Here is a 22,923-nt window from a genome sequence, read left to right as displayed (position 1 = left end):
TCAAATCAAGAAAAAAAACGCGGAAAACATGAAAAAACTTTTCGCAACCGTTTTAAAGCATTTACTAACAACGTCTTAACCGTGGCAATAGAAATAACAAATTTTTCTGCCGTCTCCCGATAACTTAGTCCATCAATATACACGGCCTTCAACACCTCCCTCATACGCGGGGGTAACTTTTCAATCTCCTCCTCCATCGCCTGCAGGATTTCTTCCGTGAGCCATCCGGCATCACTCTCGTCCGCCAACACGGGCAATTCCCCGTCCGCTTCCCGCAAAACATCTCTTTTCTCCAGTAACTTCAAGGCCCGATTCCGCACGGCGGCAAAAATATACCCCCGGACACTGCTCGAAGTAATCCTCTCGTACGCACGCTGCTCCCAGAAATCCACGAAAAAATCCTGCACAATGTCCTCCGCTGCCGGGATATCATTCAAAAATGTATCTGCCCACAACACCAACGGTCGATAATAATACTCGAACAAGACCTCCATACCCCGGGGATCATGTTCTTTTAAAAACCTACATATCAACTTATCATCGACCTGCATAAATTCAATAGTTCACACACGTGTATAAATTATCGGATTACAAACCTACACAAAAACATTTAAATTTTATACACGGACAATAAAAAATACGGCTCTACTCATTTCCGGTATTTCTCGTCACCCTCCTCAAACATATTCACGTAACTGAAATAACGGCTCTCGCTGATCTCCCCGTCTTCCACCGCTTGAATCACCGCGCAGCCCGGTTCGTGAATATGCGTACAATTATAAAAACGGCAATCTTCCGCCCGTTTGAATATCTCGGGGAAATAATGTGAAATTTCGGTTTTCTCCATGTGAATCAACCCGAAAGCCCGTATTCCCGGGGTATCGATGATAGAGCCGCCGAAACTCAACGGAAACATTTCTGCAAACGTGGTGGTATGCTTTCCCGTGTCATGGGAATCGGATATCCCCGCTACTTTCAAGTTCAATCCCGGTTCGACACGATTGATCAGTGAAGATTTCCCCACGCCCGACAGACCGGAAAACACGGTCACTTTATCTTTTAAGGCAGCCACAACGTCTTCCATCCCCTCCCCCGTCAACGAAGAGACATGCAAACACGTGTATCCCACCTGCTCGTAAATCTCGGTCAAAGCTCCCAGTAACATCAAATCGTCATCGCTATACGCGTCTATTTTATTAAACACGAGTATAACCGGGATCCGGTATGCCTCCACGGATACCAAAAAACGATCGATAAAAACAATGGACGTCACGGGATGATTCACCGTCACGACCAACACCGCCTGATCGACATTCGCGGCGATAATATGCGCTTCCTTCGACAGGTTTGTCGATTTCCGGATAATATAATTTTTCCGGTCCTCGATCCGGTTGATCACCGCGCCATCGGGATTCATCTCCACCTCAACAACATCCCCTACCGCAACGGGATTCGTGGTTTTAATCCCTTTCATCCGGAATTTTCCCTTTATCCGACACTCCATCACCTCCCCCGAATCCATGCGTACGGAGTACCAACTTCCGGTAGACTTCACAACAATCCCTTTCATACGATCAATTTAATGGTTTCTGTTTTACTTGAATGCAAATATACACGATATAATTTTCTTCCCATACGGAGCGAGGAAAATTATAATATCAAGGCTTATAAATTGTCCTACCCACGACAGCCCCTTGTCTATCCTCACTGGATGAGTCATTCGGTATTACTACCGGATCACTAGCGAAAATCTCGCTCTTACTCTACTTTTAAAGCACTTATAAAACGCTATTCCGTATAGCGTTTTAATAGCGTTCTAATAGCGTTCTAATAGCGCTTTACATGGTAGTGGTCCGGTAGTAATCATCTGGTGATCATGATTTTTTCACATTTCACGGTATTTCCAGGGATAAACGTTAGCTTCTACCCCCGATTTCATTACCTTTGCCACGTATAAAATTATTATCGGCCATGAAATTAGTTTTTGCAACCAACAATGCCCACAAGTTGGAAGAGATAAAAGAGATGTTGGGTTCCCGGCACGAGATCGTTTCCCTGAAAGAGATTCAATGCCACGAGGATATTCCCGAGGAACAGGACACGCTCGAAGGCAATGCCCTTCAAAAAGCCCGGTATATCCACGAGAAATATGGTCTGGATTGTTTCGCGGACGATACAGGCTTGGAAATAAAAGCCTTGAACAACGCTCCCGGTGTCTATTCCGCACGCTACGCGGGCAACGCCCACGATTCGGAAGCCAACATGAAAAAGGTTTTACAGGAGATGCAACATATATCGGAGCGTCAAGCTCGTTTCAGAACGGTTATCGCTCTAATTCTCGGGGAAAAGGAATACCTGTTTGAAGGCATCGTCAACGGGGAAATCCTCACGAGTAAGCACGGCAGCGAGGGATTCGGTTACGATCCGATTTTCCGGCCCGAAGGTTTCCAGGAAAGCTTTGCCGAAATGCCCCTGCACGAGAAAAACAAGATCAGTCACCGGGGACGAGCCGTCCGGGAATTATGCCGTTTTTTAAACGACTTGTAAAAAACATGCACACGATAAAGGCCATCATATTGAAAAGTATACCTCATTCCGAGCAGCAACAAATTCTACACGTCTATTCGGAGGAAAGGGGGTACATGCAAATGATCACCCCGTTGGCCTTGTTCAAGCGCAAGGCGAACACGTCCGCCCAGTGTATGCAAATCGTGGAAATCGAGTTCATCCCGAATGAAAGGGGCGGTCTCCACAAGCTGAAATCGCTCTCCCCGCTCGTGAACACATCGGCCATCTATTTCGACGTGTACAAGATGAATATTGCCCTGTTATGGGGTGAAATATTAAATCTCGTGTTACGGGATTCCAACCCGAACCCCGATCTGTACGAGTACATTAAAACTTCCGTGGAATACCTGAATTTCACGCGGGATGATGTTGCCAATTTCAATTTGCTGTTTCTGTTCCGGCTGAGCAAACTACTCGGTTTTAGCATAGACAACAGCACGTATCGCCCCGACCGCGTGTTCAACATCAACGACGGATGTTTTTACCCCGCGAGTTCCCCGGGAAGTTACCATACCGGCCCACATGCAGCCAAGGCCATCCACGCCCTTTGCACGTGTCAGTTGCAAGAATTGAAAGACATCCCGCTCAATCAACAGGGACGCAAGATTTTACTCGACATAGCCCTGCTTTTCCTCGGGTTCCACCTGAACTTGGATTTTAACACGAAAAGCATCCGGGTCATCCGGGAAATTTTTTCTTAACGGAGTGTGAAAAAGTTCGCGAAGGAGATCATGTCTGAAAGCCCTCATCGCTTTATAGACCTCACGAATTTTGTGATCTTTACGACTTTTAGCCTTTACAGCCCGATTGTGTTAATGTTTTGTTAAAATAATAAACCTTTTTAAGTAAAACGTGTCTTATACATATAAGATATTTCACATTTTATTAACATATATTCTGCCTTATTATGCTTAGATTTATACCAACTTAAAATATTAGCGTTATGCGTATAAAAATTGTAAATCTGAATAAAGTCTACCCGGGAGGTAAAAAAGCCTTGAAAGACTTGAATTTGGAAATCGAACCGGGAATGTTCGGTCTGTTGGGGCCGAACGGAGCAGGCAAGACCTCCCTCATGAGGATTATGACTCTATTGCAGAGTTGCACGTCGGGAACTATCTATTTCGACGATTACGATATCGCCAAGGACCGGAAAGCGATTCGCTCCCTGTTGGGCTACCTGCCACAGGATTTCCGTTTTTTCGAGAAGCTGAAAACGTGGGAATTCCTCGATTATGGTGCCGGGCTTGCCGGGGTCAAGGGCAAACAACACCGGGCCGAAGTGGTAGACGAGATGCTACGCAAAGTTGGTTTGTTTGAAGTTCGCGACCGTTGGGCCAACCGATTATCCGGGGGTATGAAACGAAGACTTGGGATTGCACAAGCCATCATCGGCAACCCGAAAGTGATTATCGTGGACGAGCCGACCACCGGGTTGGACCCGGAGGAGAGAATCCGATTCCGTAATATCCTGTCTGACATCAGCGACAAGGATTCCATTATCATCCTCTCCACCCATATCGTGGGAGATATTTCAAGTACTTGTAAAAAACTGGCCCTGTTGAACCGCGGAGAACTGAAATTTGAAGGTTCCCCGGACGAGATGATCAACCTGGCTCGCGGGAAAGTATGGGAAATTTTCGTAACCGACCTGGAGTACGAGGAGATCAAAGATAAATACCCGATTATTTCAACCATACCGACGGACGGCGGAATGGAGATTCAGGTGGTAGCCGACGGCATCGACGGTTATTCGCATAAAGCCATCGAACCGAATCTCGAACATGCCTACGTTTACTACATGGACTACTTGTTGAAAGACAAGATGAACATGCAGGTTGAAGCCATCAAAGAAAACGAATTATTCCAGTAAATTATAGAAGAAACCAGCGATGAATATTCACAACATCAGCACCATATCGAGATACGAGACCAAGCTCCTGCGGAGAAGCTGGCTATTTCGTATATTCGCAATCTTATCCCTTTTAGTGATTGTATTTTTTCACATGGGTACACAGTCAAACCTAGGGTGGTTCGAATGGGTCATGGTCGCCATGCCGTCTTCCATCCCGTTTGTCAATATCTATCTTTTCAATATCGCACAATCTGTCATTGCCATATTCCTGGCAGGGAGTTTTTTAAAGCGAGACAAGAAGTTAGATACGGCCGAGGTGATTTACGTACGACCGATGAGTAACGCGGATTACATTGTCGGGAAAACCTGGGGGATCATGAAGGTGTTTGTATCGTTGAACATTGTCGCTTTACTCATCGCTGGTTTCATTCACGTATTCGCAAGTGAATCCCCGTTTGCCCTGTTCCCCTATTTCTTCTACCTGCTCACGTTATCGATCCCGTCTCTGATTTTCGTGCTGGGATTATCGTTCGTGGTCATGAGTTTCATTCGCAATCAGGCGGTGACGTTCGTCATCATGCTGGGATTTATCGGGGTAACCTTATTTTATCTCGGCAACGCAGAGCACGGGGCATTTGACTTCTTCGCCCTCACGGTGCCGAATATGTTTTCCGACGTGCTGGGACACACGAATTTGCTCCCCTATCTTATCCAGCGGTTTACATTCCTGTTCTTGGGAATGGGCTTGCTCACGTTTACCATTGCCATGGTCAACCGTTTACCGCTGCATCCCAAGAAAAATATCTTGCTGAATGCCCTGGGATGTATTATCCTGATCATCGGGATCGGCTGCGGTTTCATGTACTACGCCCGTTTTGACCACATTGACAATCAACGCAAACTATACTCTGAAAGGTATAAAAAATACAGTAACTTTGACAAGGCTCACTTGTTAAACCAAGAAATTATATTCTCCCAGAACAACAACACGATCACGGTAAGTTCACATGTAAAAGTCCAAAACCGGAATCATCAGGAGATTGACAAGATCGTGTTCTACTTAAATCCTTCTCTACAAGTTGAAAAAATAACCCGACAAGGAGAAGATGTTCCCTACGAAAGAGACGCGCAAGTTATTATCGTAGAACACAAACTCCGCCCGTACGAAAGTCTTGAACTGGACATCGCATACAACGGTTCCATCGACGAGAACATTTGCTACCTGGACATCACGGACGAAGAATATTACGACACGCAAACCGGAAGCAGTATTCTCCGCTTCGGGAAAAGATACGCTTTCGTGCAGGACCAATTTACCCTGCTGACCCCAGAATGCCTGTGGTATCCCTCTACTTTTCCCCCGGTAAATCCGGAAGCTCCTTATAATATCCGGAAGAATTTCTCGAATTACACGCTAAAAGTGATTCATCCTGACAACCGAACGATTCTTTCACAGGGGATGCCTTCCCAATCGGGGGACACGACCCTATTCCAAAATAACGAGCAATTGTCCGGCATCAGTTTAGCTATCGGAGACTACGAGAAGAAGAGTATCCTGGTTGATTCCGTGCAGATCGAATTATACAATTTCAAGGGACATGATTTCTATTCCGAAATATTTCCCAACATGCCGGACACGTTAGCCGGACTCCTTCAAGATGTGAAGTCCGAATACGAATTGAGAAAAGGGCGCAAATACCCGTACTCAAAATTCATCATGGTGGAAACGCCCATTTCCTACGCGGGTTACGTGCGCAACTGGAAAGGGAATAGCGAACAAACGCAACCGGAGATGGTTTTCCTTCCGGAATTTGCCACTACCCTACCCAGCAGTAATTTCAAATTCGCTAAAAAAAGAATGGCCGAATGGGGACGTAATGATCCTCGCGGGGGAGGCATGGAAGATATCGACGTAGAGATGAACGTGGTACGGGATTTTGTCCGTCGCGTACTTCTCTCGGAAGAAACGTACCAATCAGAGGGGAATACTTTCGTGAACATGTTTTCGAGAGAATGGTCCGGGACGTCCAAGTTGAACAAGTACGACGTGTCATCCATGTATTTCAATTACGCCGGCTCTATCTATTCCCAGAATTTCCCGATCATCGACATCGTGATGAACACGATGCTGAAACAGGAGGAAAGTTCGCAAGGCCGACACTTTTTCCGCATGTTCAGTGGAATGGGTGATGACCAGCGGGCAGCCGCTTACTTGAACGGAAGAAGTTTTGAACAAGCCGTGCTTGACAACACGCTTTCAACAGAGGTGTTCTACGAAATGATGAAACTGAAAGGTATTTATCTGAGAAACTACATTAATTCTCGCCTCTCGGCCAATGAATTCAAGAGTTTTATGGCAGATTTCATGAAAAGATACCCGTTCCAAGAGATCAATTTTACCCGCCTGAATAGTGAATTTATCCGCAAATACCATTTCAATTTGATGGATTTCATCCCGAGTTGGTACACGATCAACAGTACACCTCGATTCATCGTAAAAGGCATTGATGCCGACCAGATAGAAATCGGGGACTACACGAAATACATCGTGAAGTTTAAAATTTACAATCCCACGAAGGTGGAGGGAATTATCTCTGTCAACATCGAGGAAGGAGGAGGCATGTTCCCCGGAGGTCCGCGAGGGAGAAGAGGACGGGCAGCACAAATGGAAGAAAAGCCGGCGAAAAATTACATCATAGAACCTCAGAAGTACAAAGAAATTCGCATTTTGTGTGACGAACGTCCGAGCAGCCTCACAATTAACACGAATATCTCGCAGAATCTGCCCAGTTCGATCATGCACAGCTTTGCAAAAGTGACCACCACGACCACGGATTCGACAACAGGAATTTTCGACACGGATGCCGCCTTGTTCACATTCAATCCGAAAGAGATTACGGTGGATAATGAAGATCCCGGATTCCGAATCATTGAATCCAATCAAAAAAACAAACTGCAATCTTTGTTTAAAAAAGAGAGTGAAGATAAATACAAGCACTTGAATTTCTGGATGCCGCCCAGCAGATGGACAGCCACGATAGGCCCCAATTATTACGGGGATTATATCAATAGTGCCATGTATAAAAAATCCGGAAGCGGAAGTAACAAGGCCGAATGGACTACCCAGATACAAATTCCGGGCTTTTACGAAGTATTCGTGTACACCTCAGAACTCCCGATGATGGGATGGAGACGGCGAGGAGGAGAAGAGAAAAAAACACAATACTACACGGTAAAACACGATGACGGGGAAGAAGAGATATCCGTTGAAACTGGACGGGGACGACAGGGATGGATGACGTTGGGATCTTTCTATTTCTCGCAAGGAGAAGCCAAGATCACCTTAAGTGACAAGGGATCGGAGTCAAATCAAATCATTTTTGCTGACGCCGTAAAGTGGGTTTACACGAACAATAACAAATAAATAACAACAACATATTATGAAAAAGATCGCGTCAATTTCGTTGATTATTTCGGGAATACTCATGCTTTGTTCCGGATCAACGTTTGCTCAGGAATTTTTGACGTTGGAAAAGGCTCTGGAGATCGCTTATCAACAAAGTCCTTCCATCATTCAAAGTAAAATGAGCCTGGAACAAAGTGAACTAGCTCTTATCCAACAGAAAGCGTCGTTAAAGTCGCAGTTCAGTTTGAACCTGAACCCGTTTCAATATACCAGAAGTACATCGTTCGACGAGTACAACACGCAATGGTATACCCGAAAATCCATGAGTTCCGGACTGGATTTCAGGATCAGTCAACCGATCAAGTGGACGGACGGAACGATCACGCTCAGTAACTCGTTCAATTGGCAGGATGATGACAACCAATCTTTCGGGGCCAAGAGTACCTCTTTTTCAAATAACCTCAGCTTGAATTTAGAACAACCGATCTTTACTTATAACAAGACCAAGATGCAATTGAAAAGGTTGGAATTCAACCTTGAAAAAGCAAAGATACAATACGCTTTGGCCCAACTGAACATCGAGAAAAACGTGACTTCGGCATTTTATAGCGTTTACCAGTCTTATAAAAGGTTGGTCACGGCCCGGGAAGCTTTCCAGAGCCAAAAACAAAATTACGAAATCATCAAGAATAAGGTAGACCAAGGATTAATCCCCCCGGAAGAATTATTCCAGGCAGAAGTAACCTTGGCCACGAACGAGAATTCTCTCGCCGACACGGAAACGAGTTACGAGAATACCAAAGATCAGTTCAAGCAAACTTTGGGTTTACCCTTGGATATAGATATCAGCATCTTACCTGACATCCAGATTGATTCGGTTCACGTGGATGTGAATCAAGCGGTCAAATATGCCTTGACACAACGCATGGAGATCCGTCAACAACAAATTGCTATCGAAGAGGGCATTTTTAGCCTGATCGAAGCGAGGGACAACAACAAGTTCAAAGGTAGCATTTCCGCCAGAGTGGGCTTGATGGGACAAGGAAACAAGTTCAACGGAGCTTTCTCGAAACCGGATGATAACGAGACGATCGGGATCACGTTGACCGTTCCTATCTGGGATTGGGGTGCAAGAAAAGCAAACATCCGCAGCTCGGAATTATCCAACGAGAACACGGAGATCAGTAACGAGGAGGAAAGAAAATCCATCATACTCAACGTTCGTCAGGTGTGTCGGGAGTTACCCAAATTATTGAGACAAATCGAAATCGCCCGCCAAACGGTTAAGAACGCGGAACGCACGTACGACATAAACGCCGAGAAATATCGTAGCGGAACCCTTACCGGTATGGAATTGAAGAATCAACAGACGCAGTTGACGGACGCGAAAAACGCGTTGACGGACGCCATCATTTCCTATAAATTGAAATTACTGGATCTGAAAATCCAAACCCTGTGGGATTACCAGAGTAACAGTTCTTATTTACCAGTGAATTTATTGAAATAACCCTAACACAAAATATAAAACAATAACGCTATGATCAACAAATCTTTAAAATATATCGGGGTGCTTCTACTGGCATACACCTTGAACGCTTGTAACGAGCAACGCATGAGTTCCTCTTCAGAAACAACCACTCCTGTCTGGCTTTCCGAAGTCGGGAAACGCGATATCCGGGAACTGACCACCACGACCGGAACAGCCAAAGCAGCCAAAACGGTGGAGGTGAAATCCGAGACAAACGGTAAATACGAACTGATGATCAATCCCAAGACCAAGCGTCCTTACAAGCTGGGAGACATTGTCGAGGAAGGAGCCGTGATTATCAAGTTGAACAACAAGGAACACGAAAATACCGTATCGTTGCCAACGAAAAAGATGCAGGTTGATATCGCCAAAAAAGAGTGGGAAGGCCAAAAAGCCGTGTTTGAAAAAGGCGGTGCCACGGAAAAAGATGTACTAAATGCTGAAAGTAGTTACATACAGGCCCAATCGGCATTGGAGTCGGCATATACAGACCTGGCAAAACTCACGATCAAAGCCCCCTTCAAAGGAGCCATCGTCAACCTACCGTATTTCACCCCGAACGTGGAGATCGCCTCGGGCGAGACGATGGTCGGATTGATGGATTACAGCCACATGTACATGGAAATCGCCTTGCCGGAAAACACGATCGACAAGGTGAAAGTGGGTCAGAAAGTGTTGGTTACCAACTATAACATCAAATCAGATACCCTGTCCGGTCTTGTAACGCAATTATCCCCGGCCATCAACGAGGATACCCGCACATACACCGGATTTATCACGATCAATAATCCGGAATTGAAATTACGTCCCGGCATGTTCGCAAAAGGGGAGATTATTACTTTGCAAAAAGATTCGGTTATTGTCATACCGAAAGACATTGTTAACTCCCGTCGAGGAGGAAACCGGATTGTCTACACGATTGAACAAAACCGAGCCATGGAAAAAATTATCACGACCGGAATCAGTGACGACCGTTTCATCGAGGTGGAAAGCGGTCTGAACCAAGGAGACAAGATCGTGGTGAAAGGCTACGAATTCCTGAGAAACAGAGGCAAAGTAAAAATCATGAAATAAAAAGACATGAACAGTATTACCAAATTTGCAGTAAAATACCCGGTGAGCGTGTTGATGCTCACGTTGGCGGTATGTTTGCTGGGAACTATATCCTATAATAAATTAGGGACAGATCTTTTCCCTGACTTGAAAAATCCCGCTCTTTACGTGGAAGTGAAAAGCGGTCAGCGACCCCCCGAAGAGGTTGAAAAACTAATCACGACTAATGTCGAGTCGACCGCCGCACGTCAGGAAGGCGTGAAGAGCGTGTACAGCGTCACGAAAGTCGGGTACACGAAAGTTACCGTGGAGTACGGATGGGATCAGGACATGGATGCCGCTTTCCTGGATTTACAGCGAAGTGTCTCCTCTCTTTCCCAAGATGAAAGCATAGAAGAAGTCAACGTTACCCGTTACGACGCCAACGCAACCCCGATCATGACCATCGCACTCACCCACAACGAGGTGAAGGATATGAACGAATTGCGAAAGATCGCAGAGAATTACATGCGCAATGAACTTGTCCGGGTAGACGGAATCGCGGATATCCAGTTGAACGGACAGGAACAGGCTATCGTTGAGATATCCACGAATCCCTACATGCTGGAGGCATTCGGGTTGACTGCCGACGGGATTGCCTCACAAATCACGGCCATCAATCAAAACGTTTCCGGGGGAACAATTACGGACGGGGATATTCAATACACGGTGAAAGGGGTCAACCTGATTACCAGTCTCCAAGATATTGAGAACATTATCGTGGCGTTCAAAGAGAACTCTTCCACCGGAAGTTCCTCTTCTTCGGAATCTACAAGCAGTGCCGGTAAAACAAAGGCTCCGGTATATTTGAAAGACGTGGCCTCCGTGTCCATCCGCAACAAAGAGCCGGAGAATTTGGCCCGTTACAACGGGGAACGCTGCCTGGGAATCAGTATCTACAAAGAAAACAAATACAACACGGTAAATGCCGTGGAAAATTTGCTTGCAAAAATAGATGAATTCCGTAAAAGTCTGCCGGGATATGATTTCCATATCATCAGTAACCAAGGAGAATTTATCGGGAGTTCCATCAACGAGGTCAAGGATTCCGCGTTAATGGGTATCATACTCGCCGTGATTATACTTTATTTGTTCTTGCGACGAATAAACATGACCTTAATTGTGAGTCTCTCCATCCCGATCTCGATCATTGCCACGTTCAATTTGATGTATTTTAACGGACTTTCCATTAACATCATGACGTTGGGAGGACTCGCGCTGGGAGCGGGAATGCTGGTCGATAATGCCATCGTGGTGATGGAAAACATCTTCCGGAACATGGAAGAGAACAACCTCCCTCCCGCAGAAGCAGCCGTGAGGGGAACTTCGGAAGTCGCGGGAGCGATCACGGCCTCGACGTTAACCACGATCGTGGTATTCCTTCCGATCGTGTACCTGCAAGGCGCTGCCGGAGAGCTATTCAAGGAGCAGGCTTGGACGGTTAGTTTCTCGCTGTTGTCCTCGCTTTTTGTCTCCATCTTGTTTATCCCGATGCTGGCATCGAAATTCATGCGGAAGAAAGAGAACACGACCAGTCATGCCATCACGATCAAAGGGTTCGGAAATTTCATCGGGAAAGTACTTAAAAGGAAATACCTGGTGATTGCAATTGCCACCATCCTTATGGTTGTTTCTTACCTGATGTTACCGTTGATCGGTATGGAATTCATGCCTAAAACGGAATCGAAGGAATTTTCGATACTCGTTACCATGGAGCCCGGCACAAGGTTAAAAAGCACGGATAATGCCGTGGGGACAATCGAAGATGCCATCCGGACACTCGGTCAGGACGACATCGAGTGGCAATACACGTTGGTGGGCCCGTCGAATCTTGAAAGCCAGAGCGGAGGAAAATTGGAATCGGAGAACCAATCCCAAATCAAGGTAAAGATAAAGAAAGATTCCAAGCTGGATGCCGATTACTTTATCACGAATATCAACGAGAATTACCCGTTGCCGGAAGGCGTGGAGATCTCCTACGAAAAAGGCGAATCTGCCCTGCAAAGTATTTTGGGCACAGAGGGTGCCCCGTTAGTGATCGAGGTGAAAGGAGAGGAACTTGAGTTGCTGGATGAATTATGTACCGAGATAAAAGAGAAGATCACCGGAATCCCCGGCATATATGATATCAAATCTTCCCTGGAAAAAGGAGCACCGGAGATAAATATCAAGATCGATCGCTTGAAAAGCGGGATCTATGGGATCGACGTGGCCACGGTAAGTAACCAAGTCAGCGAGAAACTGGCAGGTAAGGATGCCGGAACTTTCGAGACACAAGGTGAAACCATTGACATCAATATCAAGGTTCCCGAAGTGACTCTTTCCGAGATCTACGATATTGAAATCGTGCAAGGAGAGAAGAAGTACCGCCTCGGAGAGATCGCAGATATTGAGATCACGTCTGCCCCGAAAGAGATTAACCGGATCAATCAAAGCCGGACGGGGATTGTGACCGCCATGATCGAGAAACAGTATTCACTGAGCCACATTACCCCGGCGATTCAGGAGAAATTGTCCGAGGTTGAATTCCCGGCCAAGTATTCGGCCAAGATCACGGGAGAAGAGGAGATGCGCCAAGAGTCATTCAGCGGCTTGGGATTTGCCCTGTTCCTATCCATATTACTTGTATATATGGTGATGGCAGCACAATTTGAATCCTTGCGCCATCCGTTCACGATCCTGCTGACCATTCCGTTGGCCGGCGTGGGATGTATCTTGGCATTCCTGCTCACCGGACAGACACTCAACATGATGGCCTTTATCGGTATCATCATGCTGGCGGGTATTGCCGTGAACAGTTCTATCATACTCGTGGACGCGATCAATCGTCTGAAAGAGGAGGGACACCCGCTGGAGGAGTCCATTAAAATGGCAGCACAGCATCGCGTGCGTCCGATTATCATGACCAGTGCCACGACCATTCTGGCGTTGCTACCTATGTGTTTCGGATTCGGGGAAGGAGCTTCATTACGCTCCCCCATGGCACTTGCCGTGATCGGCGGTTTGCTGACCTCGACCATCATGACGCTGATCGTTATTCCGTGTGTGTATTACGTTATTGACAGAAAGAAATCATGAACACGATTATAAAAAGAAGGGTTCTTGTATCGATGCTTTTCATCGGACTGGTACTTATGGGAATCTTCTCCTATAAACACCTTCCCATGGAATTATATCCCAACGCCGAACTGCCGGTGTTGAGCGTAAGCATTAGCGCCGAGACCGAATCCGACCCTTCCTATATAGAAAATCAAGTAGCTATTCCCGTTGAAGGAGCCGTCAGTGCCCTCCACGGGGTAGAAAAAATAGAAACCCAGATTTATTCGAGAGGGGGACAGGTCACCGTCTCTTTCAAGCAGGATGTCGATTTGAAATATACCTTCCTGCAACTGGAGGAAAGAATAAAAAGCATCACCCCGAATCTGCCTGATAATTTCAGGTTGAACGTGAACAAATCTTCCTCGGGCTCTGCCAGCGATATGTTCATGAATCTACGGGTTCTCGGGGAGGATGACATCGACTACGTGCGTAACATCGCCGATTCAGAGATTGTTCCCTACCTGGAAAATATCGATGGAATCGCTAATGTCACCACCTTGGGAGGACGACAAAAAAGCATTGAAGTTATCATCGATCCGGAAAGATGCAAAGCGTTGAACATCACGACATCCGCGATCAGCAGGGCGATTTCGAGCAACTTGGCAGAAAAGAGTTTCGCCGGTTCGGTTTACGAGAGTAACAAACGTTATTTTGTCAACGTGACGGCCGAATATCTTGCCACGGAAGACTTGGGAAGCATCGTGGTTGCCGATGGTCCGATCCAGTTGAAGGACATCGCTGAAATCCAGTTCGGGGTGAAGGAAGAGGAATCCTATGCCCGTACCAACGGGAAAGAGGTGATCTCCTGCATCCTATCCAAATCTCCCATGGCCAACGTGATCGACCTTTCCGAAAAGGTACGGCAGGAAATTAGCCGTTTGAACGGGGAATTGGAATCCAAAGGGGTGCTTATTGAAGTGGAAGACGATGCTGCCGAAGTGATGAACAAGAACATTGACCAGATCATCGATCTCGGGCTTTCGGGGGCTTTATTGGCTATATTCGTATTGTTTTTGTTCCTACGGAAAATACGGATCATTTCGATTGTGGCTTTTGCCATCCCGATTTCCGTGTTCTCGTCTTTCTATTTCTTTTATCTATTCGGAATCACGATCAACACGCTAACCCTTACGGGTATCGCGCTCGCCGTTGGTATGTTGTTGGACAACTCGATCGTCGTCATGGAGAATATTTACCGCCTAAAGGGGCTGGGAGTTTCCACCGACGAGGCCTGTGTACGGGGAACCACCGAGGTGTGGAAAGCCATCATGGCTGCCACGGCAACCACAATCACCGTATTTCTCCCCTTCCTTTTTGCAGACAATTACTTGATAAAATTGATCGGGGAACACATCGGGATCTCTATCGTGGCAACGCTTACCATATCACTGGTCGTGGCATTGCTGTTGATACCGATGGCGGTAAACGCTATTTTGCGCAAGACGCCGGAGGATGTCAACTTCAGCAACCTATCTATTCATAACAGATTGGTGCAGATATATGTTGCCATACTCAAGGTGTCACTTCGCCGTCCGGCACAAGTGATTATCATTGCTTTGGTCACGTTGTTGATAACCGTGGTACTATCCACCTCCTTAACCTTGAACACGTTGAAAGAGGTTGAGTTGAACACGTTCAACGTGTATATCACTCCACCTTCGGGCTACACGCTGCAAAGGACCGACGAGATGATTCGCCTTTTCGAGGATGAATTACTTGAAGTGCCGGAGATAAAAGAGTTCTCTTCCAACATTATGAAAGAGGATGTGCGGCTGACGATTCGGTTAAAGGATGATTACCAAAAGATCAATAAGAAATCCCTCATCCAACTGAAGACCGAAGTCCTCCGGTTGGCCGAGACGGTTAACATCAACCAGATCAGCCTGGAAGCCAGCGAGAGCAGCGAGAACTTCAGGGGAAGCGGCGGAGGCGGTGGAATGCTTGGTAACAGTTCCTTGCTCAGAATGATGGGGATGGGTAGTCAAACGGAGAAAGTGGTCATCAAAGGTCAAGATTTCGAGGCCATGACGAATTTTGCCGAATACTTGAAATACCAACTTGATGATCTGGATAACATTTCCAATTCATATATCTCTGTTTCCCAAGGAAGTACGGTTTCCAAAATATTCTTTGACCAGTACCTCATGGGGATGAATAACGTCGAACCCGGTAATGTAAGCCAAGAACTCTCCAATTTCCAACCTCAAAGTAAAGCCGAAGTCAAATACAAAGCAGGAAATCAGGAATATGATATTCTGATCCGGGATATCAACTACGATGAAGACGATCAGAAAACACAAACCCGGACTCTGGAGGATTTGAGGAACTTGGAAGTCACGAATAAGAATAACGGGTTGGTACAATTGTGGAGTTTCAGCCGCATCAACCTGGGGCGCGATAAAGGGAACATTACCCGTATCAACCAGGAGAAGGAGGTGAACCTTACTTACATGTTCAATTCCGACATCAATGAGTCCAAGGAGTTGCTGGAAGCTGCCCGGGAAGAGATTGACGAGCTCGTGCAAAGCATGGATGTACCGACAGGTATCGCCGTGGAGGTGATACACGAGGAGAACGAAATGAACGATTTCATTTTCCTTATCCTAGCCGCTTTTGTTTTGATTTACATGATTCTGGCTGCTGTGTTTGAATCGACCACCGCCCCGATTGTACTGATGTTTACCATTCCGCTGGCGGCCATCGGTTCTTTACTGGCTCTGTTATTCACGAGCAATTCATTGATGAATGCCAATGTTTTCATCGGTTTCATTATCCTGATTGGTATCGTAGTGAATAACAGTATCATTCTTATTGACTATACTTCTTTACTCCGCCGGAATGGAAACCGTAAACAACGGGCTATCATAACAGCCGGGTTGTCCCGCTTAAGACCGATTCTGATCACGGCGATCACGACGATCGTGGCCATGATTCCGTTGGCTATGGGACAAGGGGAATACGTGTCCGGATTGGGGGCCCCGTTTGCCATCACCGTGATCGGGGGGCTTACCATGAGTACGTTGTTGACTCTGGTCATCATCCCGACATTGTATTCCGGCATGGAGGACGCTTTACACCGTCTGCGCACGCAAAGTCTTTTCATGAAACTATTGCAAATCGTGCTTTTCGTCGTGGCCGTCATCTGCGTGTACTTCTGGACCTACACGTTATTGAATCGGATTCTATACATGATCCTGACGGTTATCCTCGTTCCGGGTGTAACTTGGTTCCTAGAGGACAGTCTGCGTCGGGCGCAAAGTAATATCATTCCGGCTGACGAAGAGCTGAATATCAAGATATGTAATCTGGTTAAAGTGTACGGACGCCCGTCACGCTTCAACCGGGAATGGACTTCCGGTTTGAAGATTCGGGAACGTCTCGGACTGCAAGGGAACTATCATCAATGGCGGGATATGCAGCCGCTGTTGTGGTCGTTGCCGGTACTGGGATTCATGTACTACTTCACGTTCAGCTATCAGGTACTGTTCTTGTGGGCCATCATTTTTGCCTTCATCACTTGGATGATGACGCTAAGTATCATGAATATTTTCCGGGAGTTCTGCGAAAACCGGAAACAGACGGTCATTGCCAAGATTCTACGGATCATCGCCATCGTCATTTACTATGCCGGTCCGTTGGTTATCCTGATCTGGTCAAGTAAAAAATTCGAAAACAGCGGAGGGGCTATCTTCTTGGGTATGTTCTGGTATCTCGGTATTGCCGCCCGCTACCTGTCGAACAAGATCAATAAAGAAAACATCAATATTGATTTGATTGACGGACGGTTCCGTATGCTCAGAAAGACTATTTTCCGTCTGGCATCCAAGGCTCCGTTTATCGGGGTGAAGAAGAAGCCGTTTAAAGCGTTGAATTCCGTTTCCATGGAAATTCACACGGGTATGTTCGGTTTGCTGGGTCCTAACGGGGCCGGTAAGACCACGTTGATGCGTATCATCTGCGGTGTCTTCGAGCAGAGTTACGGGAAGATATTCATTAACGGTATCGATACCCAGAAGAAACGGGAAGAGTTGCAAGGCTTGATCGGTTATTTACCACAGGAATTCGGGACGTACGAGAATCTCACGGCTTGGGAGTTTTTGGAGTACCAAGCGCTGTTGAAAGGGATATACAACAAGAAGGTACGCCATAACCGGATTGCCGAGGTGCTTTCTGCCGTACACATGTACGAGAACAAGGATAAGAAGATCGGAGGTTTTTCGGGTGGTATGAAACAACGTATCGGTATTGCACAAACCCTGTTGAACCTGCCCCGCATCCTCGTGGTGGATGAGCCGACAGCCGGATTGGACCCGCGGGAAAGAATTCGCTTCAGAAATTTGCTCGTGGAGTTGTCCCGGAACCGGATCGTGATTTTCTCTACCCACATCATAGAGGATATTGCCAGTTCCTGTAACCAAGTCGGCGTGATCAACAAGGGAATTCTGAAATACAACGGTACGCCGAGCGACATGGCCAATATCGCCAAGGATGTTACCTGGACCTTTGAGGTACCCGTACGGGATTTTGCAAAATTACCGTCCGATATGCTGATCGTTCACCACATCCGCCAAGGCGACATCATCAAAGTACGTTGCCTTAGCGAGCATAAGCCTACCGAGACCGCCGAGAAGATTCTCCCGGCCTTGGAAGACTCATACTTGTGGTTATTGAGAAGCGTGAAGATCGAGAACAAAGAAGAAATTATAACACAATAAAGAAATTTAGTGATTTATGATTGACGATTTCGTGATTCTAAATTCTAAATTCTAAATTTTACATTAACATTATGGTGCAATTTTGGATAACCCTACAAAAGTTGGTACAATATAACATCAAGATTATATTCGGGAACAAATTCCTGTACTTCATGTTGAGTGCCCTCGCCTTCTACGTGATCACGGTGATCGTAAAATTGTTGGGAGATGACGAGATCACGCAGGCAACAGCATACTCTATGTTGATGTTACCGAGTATTCTATTGGTTTTCTACCCCATGTGTTTCGGCATACAGAACGATCAGGATGCCAAGATCGTGGAGATTATTTTCGGAATCCCGAACTATAGTTACAAGGTCTGGTTATTACGCCTGATTATTTCTTACGTGATCTGTTTCGTGATTACCTGTTTCTTGGCACTATTAACGGATTTGGCCATCGTGTCGGTTCCCCCGATGGGACTGACACTGCAAGCCATGGTCCCGGCTCTTTTTATCGGTACGCTCTCCTTTATGCTGAGTACGATGATCAAGAACGGGAACGGTACTTCCGTGGTGATTATCATTATCGGACTGTTATTCTCCATGATACAGGGAGCTATCGGGGACAGCCAATGGAACATCTTCTTGAATCCTTACGATGTTCCCATTGACAAGAACCCGCAGATATTTTTCAACACGGTCTTCCATTGCCGGATGAATATGTTGATCGCCTCTGTCCTTTTTATCATTTTCGGGTTGAATAATACACGGAATAGGGAGAAGTTTATATAAAATAGAAGCCGCCGTCTAGCACTGGACGGCGGTCTTTAAACCAAGAATACGTTCATAACGTCCTAATAATTTAAAATAGCCTGTTCCGCTTTTATAGTGAGGAATCGAAGACGATCCAACACGCCCATTTCAGACATAGATTGCATCATGTTCTACATTTTTACGAAAATCAAAAAATTGATTTTCGTGTAAGGTAATTAAATCAACTTTACGGCGGAATAATGTTTCCAATTCTTCGCGGATACGATAACTTCGGAACAAACTAGGTCGTTGCATTTTGATAACAACATCAATATCGCTGTTATCATCCTGCTCACCACGTGCCACACTACCAAACAATCCTAACCGTTCGATTCCATACTTGGCTGCGAACTGCTGTTTGTAGAACTTCAGTATGTTGAGAATTTCTTGAGTACTTTCCATAAACACGATATTTTGATCATTCATTATACAAAGTTAGGAAATTCCTTGATTAAAAGGAAATTTACAGATATCATCTCGATTTATTTCTATCTTTCATTTTGTGAGGAAAGGATATTCTCGGTCATGAATGGAATTATACGTTTTTGGTAACTCTAACATACCGTTTCTCATAAACCTATTTACCTGCATCTTCATTTTTCCTGTTTTTACATGTGAGAAATAAATTACAATATGCTACTGCCCCGATATAATTTAAATAAAAAGAAAAAGATGAAACGAATACCATTTGCCATAGATATTTCCAAGGAATACATAATAATCCAAGCCCCAGCATTAACACTAAAAATAAAAACAATCCATATTTTTTCAACAAATTCCCAAAACCTCTTTTGGGAATAAATCCAAATCTAAAACACGTGGTAAAACCTGTTTGTTTCTTGTACAAGAATCTTAAAAAATAATAGACTAAAAAAATCGTGACAATTAAAATTGCCCCATATAAACCCATATAATATAAAGGAATTTGTTGCCAAGTTCCTAATAAAAACAATATAACTGAACTAATGATTCCTTTCCTCAAAAATAAATAATATGCTCGAATATTCTTCATAACAATCTATTCTAAAATGTCCAATCGATCTCAATCCCTTCACAAACTGATCCCAAATTACGATTCCCTTGGGTACTCAAATCCAAGTTCAACATGATCGCATAAGCCAAGAACATTAAAATTATTAACACGTACCACTTCTTCATAATCGTAAATTTAAAGTACATCTTAAAGGATAATATATCCTCTAGAATGGCGATTCACATTTTAAAGGCTGCCAACTTTCAACCAGATCAAGGTATTTATCCATATTTACATTAATAGAATACACGAAAAGAACACTTTTCCCCACACGAACACACCGGAAAGGGGGACGGTAGATAGGAATGTTCATCGTGTATTTTTGAGATGCCATTTTTGCTTTTTTGAATATATCTACAGCTTGTTGCTCTGTAGAAAATCCTATTTCAATGATGCCAAACCCTTCACACCATTCTTCAGGATCTTCATATATTTTACCTCCTAAAAGTTCTACAATAAAAATATTACCTCGTGTGAAATCAATATTCCCTATTTGTAATTTTTTCTTGATTTCCTTTATTGAACTAGTGATCGTTTCTCGGCTTTTTTTATTATCATACAAACCTTTTGATTTCAAATACAATTCCAATTCTCGCACATACGATTTGCTCTGTGATTTTTCGACTGAATATATTTCTGTTATACACCTCTTTTCTTGAGCCGAAGAGATAAGACTAGTTAAAAATAGACTTATGAACAAGACGAACAATTTATACATGCTTTTTCCCATATTATCTTTTCTTAATATTAATATAATAATGTCTGCATTTTCTTCACGTAAATATATGATTTATATATCAATGTACAACATTGCATTAAAATCTTTAGGCCGTTAAATAAGGATTTTCCCCTCATAACATCTCCTCTCCACAATCCACTAAGCCTATATACCGGTTGCTACTCGCTTTTTAATCTTGACTCACGATGCTTAAATAATACAATCATGAATCATCGTTTTATCGTACTGATTAAAAAAATAAGAGAGCATGTCATTCTGAAGTCTTTAGGACACACCCTCATCGTTATATTTTCACCGGTACTAATACTCCAGTTCGTCTATTAATTCATTCATATAATACCGTGAATTATGGCAATAAACCCGGTACATTTTTATCGAGTCTCTAGAAAAATCTTGACGGTCTATAAAATATAGCTTGGTCTCTTTACCATCTTTCCGTTTCCACTGATGGCATTCATGAATAAAAAAAGAATACATCTTGGCTGCATCTGATGGACTCAACCGGGGAAATAAAACATTCCAATCCACGTATTGAATAGTCTGTAAAAACGACTTTGGCTTAACGATAGGAACTGCATTATTTAGGACATAAAACGTTATCTCATTATGTTTAATATCCTTAAAATAGTATGAGTAACATCTCCATTTATCACTCCACATCCGATTCACGGCACTACCATCACCATAATTATCACTTGAAGTAAAAATAATATACTTTACACTATCCGATTTGATGATACTATCTATTTTCATTTCAGGTTGTCCTTCGTTTGAAACTGGCACAACCATACTTGATAAAGCCCAACCCAAGGCTAATAAAACTATTAATTTCATTCTCATCTTCTTAAATTATTATCCCATAAATATTTGTCAATTCTATTTTTTCATCTAAGGACAGATTATTATATTCTTCTGATTCCTCCTCTCCTACTCCCCACTTACCATATTTACAAGAAAGTGCAAAAACGCAAGGAGCGATAGTTGTCAACAAAAAAGACCCTCGATATATTTTCATTATCTATAAATTCATTTTCAAATCTTATTGACTCATTCTGCTTTCTAAAAATATTCCATTCCCTCTACATCAACCTGCATCCCTTTCGCTCTTAAAAGGTCTATCACCTCGGGAAAATCTTTTAGTCGAACACGATCCAGATAATAACGCCAAGCAAGTTTCCTCGTACCTCTCATGATTTGCATGTAAGGTATCGTATAACCACTAAGATAAATAATCTTTATTTTTACCGGATCTTGATAAAAAAACTTTTTCCTCCAAAACGGACAAATGGCATTTTTTAGGATTAAAGCGTCATTCGAGAATATAATATAAAATTCTGATAAGAATACTATGCCATAAAATAACAAGTTCGGTAAAAGCATTATCAATCCATACCATGGGAATAATTTCGTAAAATCAACATTATTCATTACAATCAAAACACATAATATATTCACTACCGTCCATGGTATAAATATTGATTGTACCCATCGACCCGACCAAAAAGAATTACGGAATGTTTTCATAAAATATAATATTCATTATCAATTTCTCTAATGCTCTTACCTATCAAGAATTCACATTTTCTAATTCAATCTTATACATTAATTCCAATTAACAAGATTCTCATTATCAACAACAACACCTTTTGACTTAATAACCTCAACTAATTTGTCATATTCTTTTGGAGCTACTAAATCTATAATATATTTCCACGCATGTTTTCTATTTTTCTTCGTAATAACTTGAATATAGGGAGGGGCCATTCCTCCAAGACGTTTGATATTTACTTTTTCTACATCCTTATAAAAATGCTTTTCATACAAAAATGGACAAATCCCATTCTTTATAACAAAAAAATTATCTTCCAATACTATATAAAATAATTGAAAAATAAGAGCGATTAAAAATATTAATACTACTAAAAGTAAATAACACCATGCTACTAAATTAAGATTATAATCGTAAAAAATAAAAAACAATAATAAGGGTATTAAAAACGGCATGAACATATGTTTAAACGTTGTTGTTTTCCCAAAAGAACGACGGAATTTTTTCATTTGTTATTGTTTTTACAAAATTATCTATAATTCTTG

19 protein-coding genes are annotated in these 22,923 nt (G+C 43.8%); 9 read left to right on the top strand and 10 right to left on the bottom strand.

Annotation, left to right across the window (positions count from 1 at the left end; all coding sequences use genetic code 11):
- Positions 1–5: 5 nt before the first annotated feature.
- Positions 6–551, bottom strand: a complete 546-nt coding sequence (locus tag D8S85_RS14205; protein WP_106481251.1) for an RNA polymerase sigma factor — start codon at positions 549–551, stop codon at positions 6–8.
- 98 nt (positions 552–649) lie between these two features.
- The gene (gene rsgA / locus D8S85_RS14200; RefSeq protein WP_106481250.1) at positions 650–1,570 is read right to left on the bottom strand and encodes a ribosome small subunit-dependent GTPase A; all 921 of its coding nucleotides are present in this window, start codon (positions 1,568–1,570) and stop codon (positions 650–652) included.
- A gap of 401 nt (positions 1,571–1,971) precedes the next feature.
- On the opposite strand from rsgA, the gene D8S85_RS14195 reads away from it, so the two are divergent.
- The 9 genes from D8S85_RS14195 (at position 1,972) to D8S85_RS14155 (ending at position 19,036) form a co-directional block, all read left to right on the top strand.
- A complete protein-coding gene (locus tag D8S85_RS14195; RefSeq protein ID WP_106481249.1) occupies positions 1,972–2,547 on the top strand; it encodes a non-canonical purine NTP diphosphatase in 576 nt (191 codons plus the stop codon).
- Positions 2,548–2,552: 5 nt separating this feature from the next.
- Positions 2,553–3,269, top strand: coding sequence for a DNA repair protein RecO (recO, locus tag D8S85_RS14190; RefSeq protein WP_106481248.1), 717 nt, complete (start codon positions 2,553–2,555; stop codon positions 3,267–3,269).
- 242 nt (positions 3,270–3,511) lie between these two features.
- A complete protein-coding gene (locus D8S85_RS14185) occupies positions 3,512–4,441 on the top strand; it encodes an ABC transporter ATP-binding protein (RefSeq protein ID WP_106481247.1) in 930 nt (309 codons plus the stop codon).
- A gap of 133 nt (positions 4,442–4,574) precedes the next feature.
- Positions 4,575–7,847 (top strand): golvesin C-terminal-like domain-containing protein, encoded by a 3,273-nt coding sequence (locus D8S85_RS14180; RefSeq protein ID WP_127075290.1) that lies wholly within the window; start codon positions 4,575–4,577, stop codon positions 7,845–7,847.
- Positions 7,848–7,863: 16 nt separating this feature from the next.
- Positions 7,864–9,336: a TolC family protein gene (locus tag D8S85_RS14175; RefSeq protein WP_228423233.1), complete on the top strand. Its 1,473-nt coding sequence runs from the start codon at positions 7,864–7,866 to the stop codon at positions 9,334–9,336.
- A gap of 30 nt (positions 9,337–9,366) precedes the next feature.
- A complete protein-coding gene (locus D8S85_RS14170) occupies positions 9,367–10,431 on the top strand; it encodes an efflux RND transporter periplasmic adaptor subunit (RefSeq protein ID WP_106481245.1) in 1,065 nt (354 codons plus the stop codon).
- 6 nt (positions 10,432–10,437) lie between these two features.
- Positions 10,438–13,527 carry an efflux RND transporter permease subunit gene (locus tag D8S85_RS14165; protein ID WP_127075288.1) on the top strand — a complete coding sequence of 1,030 codons (3,090 nt, stop codon included), beginning with the start codon at positions 10,438–10,440 and terminating at the stop codon, positions 13,525–13,527.
- Entirely contained in the window at positions 13,524–18,263 is a 4,740-nt protein-coding gene (locus D8S85_RS14160; protein ID WP_106481243.1) for an efflux RND transporter permease subunit, read from the top strand. Before D8S85_RS14165 ends, D8S85_RS14160 begins: the two co-directional genes overlap by 4 nt.
- Positions 18,264–18,334: 71 nt before the next feature.
- Complete coding sequence (locus D8S85_RS14155; protein WP_051465918.1) at positions 18,335–19,036, top strand: hypothetical protein; 702 nt, start codon at positions 18,335–18,337, stop codon at positions 19,034–19,036.
- 129 nt (positions 19,037–19,165) lie between these two features.
- Here the strand turns inward: D8S85_RS14155 and D8S85_RS14150 are convergent, their stop codons facing one another.
- The 8 genes from D8S85_RS14150 to D8S85_RS14125 form a co-directional block, all read right to left on the bottom strand.
- Entirely contained in the window at positions 19,166–19,459 is a 294-nt protein-coding gene (locus tag D8S85_RS14150) for a nucleotidyltransferase family protein (protein WP_106625120.1), read from the bottom strand.
- Positions 19,460–19,634: 175 nt separating this feature from the next.
- Positions 19,635–20,069 carry a hypothetical protein gene (locus D8S85_RS14145; protein WP_106481242.1) on the bottom strand — a complete coding sequence of 145 codons (435 nt, stop codon included), beginning with the start codon at positions 20,067–20,069 and terminating at the stop codon, positions 19,635–19,637.
- Positions 20,070–20,080: 11 nt separating this feature from the next.
- A complete protein-coding gene (locus tag D8S85_RS22110; protein WP_262495393.1) occupies positions 20,081–20,215 on the bottom strand; it encodes a hypothetical protein in 135 nt (44 codons plus the stop codon).
- Positions 20,216–20,256: 41 nt separating this feature from the next.
- Entirely contained in the window at positions 20,257–20,820 is a 564-nt protein-coding gene (locus tag D8S85_RS14140) for a hypothetical protein (protein ID WP_106481241.1), read from the bottom strand.
- A gap of 309 nt (positions 20,821–21,129) precedes the next feature.
- Positions 21,130–21,669, bottom strand: coding sequence for a hypothetical protein (locus D8S85_RS14135; RefSeq protein ID WP_106481240.1), 540 nt, complete (start codon positions 21,667–21,669; stop codon positions 21,130–21,132).
- Positions 21,670–21,673: 4 nt separating this feature from the next.
- On the bottom strand, positions 21,674–21,844 hold the full coding sequence (locus tag D8S85_RS21555) for a hypothetical protein (RefSeq protein WP_158641599.1): 171 nt from the start codon (positions 21,842–21,844) through the stop codon (positions 21,674–21,676).
- A gap of 44 nt (positions 21,845–21,888) precedes the next feature.
- Entirely contained in the window at positions 21,889–22,353 is a 465-nt protein-coding gene (locus tag D8S85_RS14130) for a hypothetical protein (protein WP_106481239.1), read from the bottom strand.
- A 78-nt stretch (positions 22,354–22,431) separates the two neighbouring features.
- Positions 22,432–22,887, bottom strand: a complete 456-nt coding sequence (locus tag D8S85_RS14125; protein WP_106481238.1) for a hypothetical protein — start codon at positions 22,885–22,887, stop codon at positions 22,432–22,434.
- Positions 22,888–22,923 lie beyond the last annotated feature (36 nt).

Source organism: Butyricimonas faecalis (genome assembly GCF_003991565.1).
GTDB lineage: Bacteria > Bacteroidota > Bacteroidia > Bacteroidales > Marinifilaceae > Butyricimonas > Butyricimonas faecalis.
The sequence above is the reverse complement of the archived record's forward strand: the minus strand, read 5'-3'. Positions and strand labels throughout refer to the sequence as shown.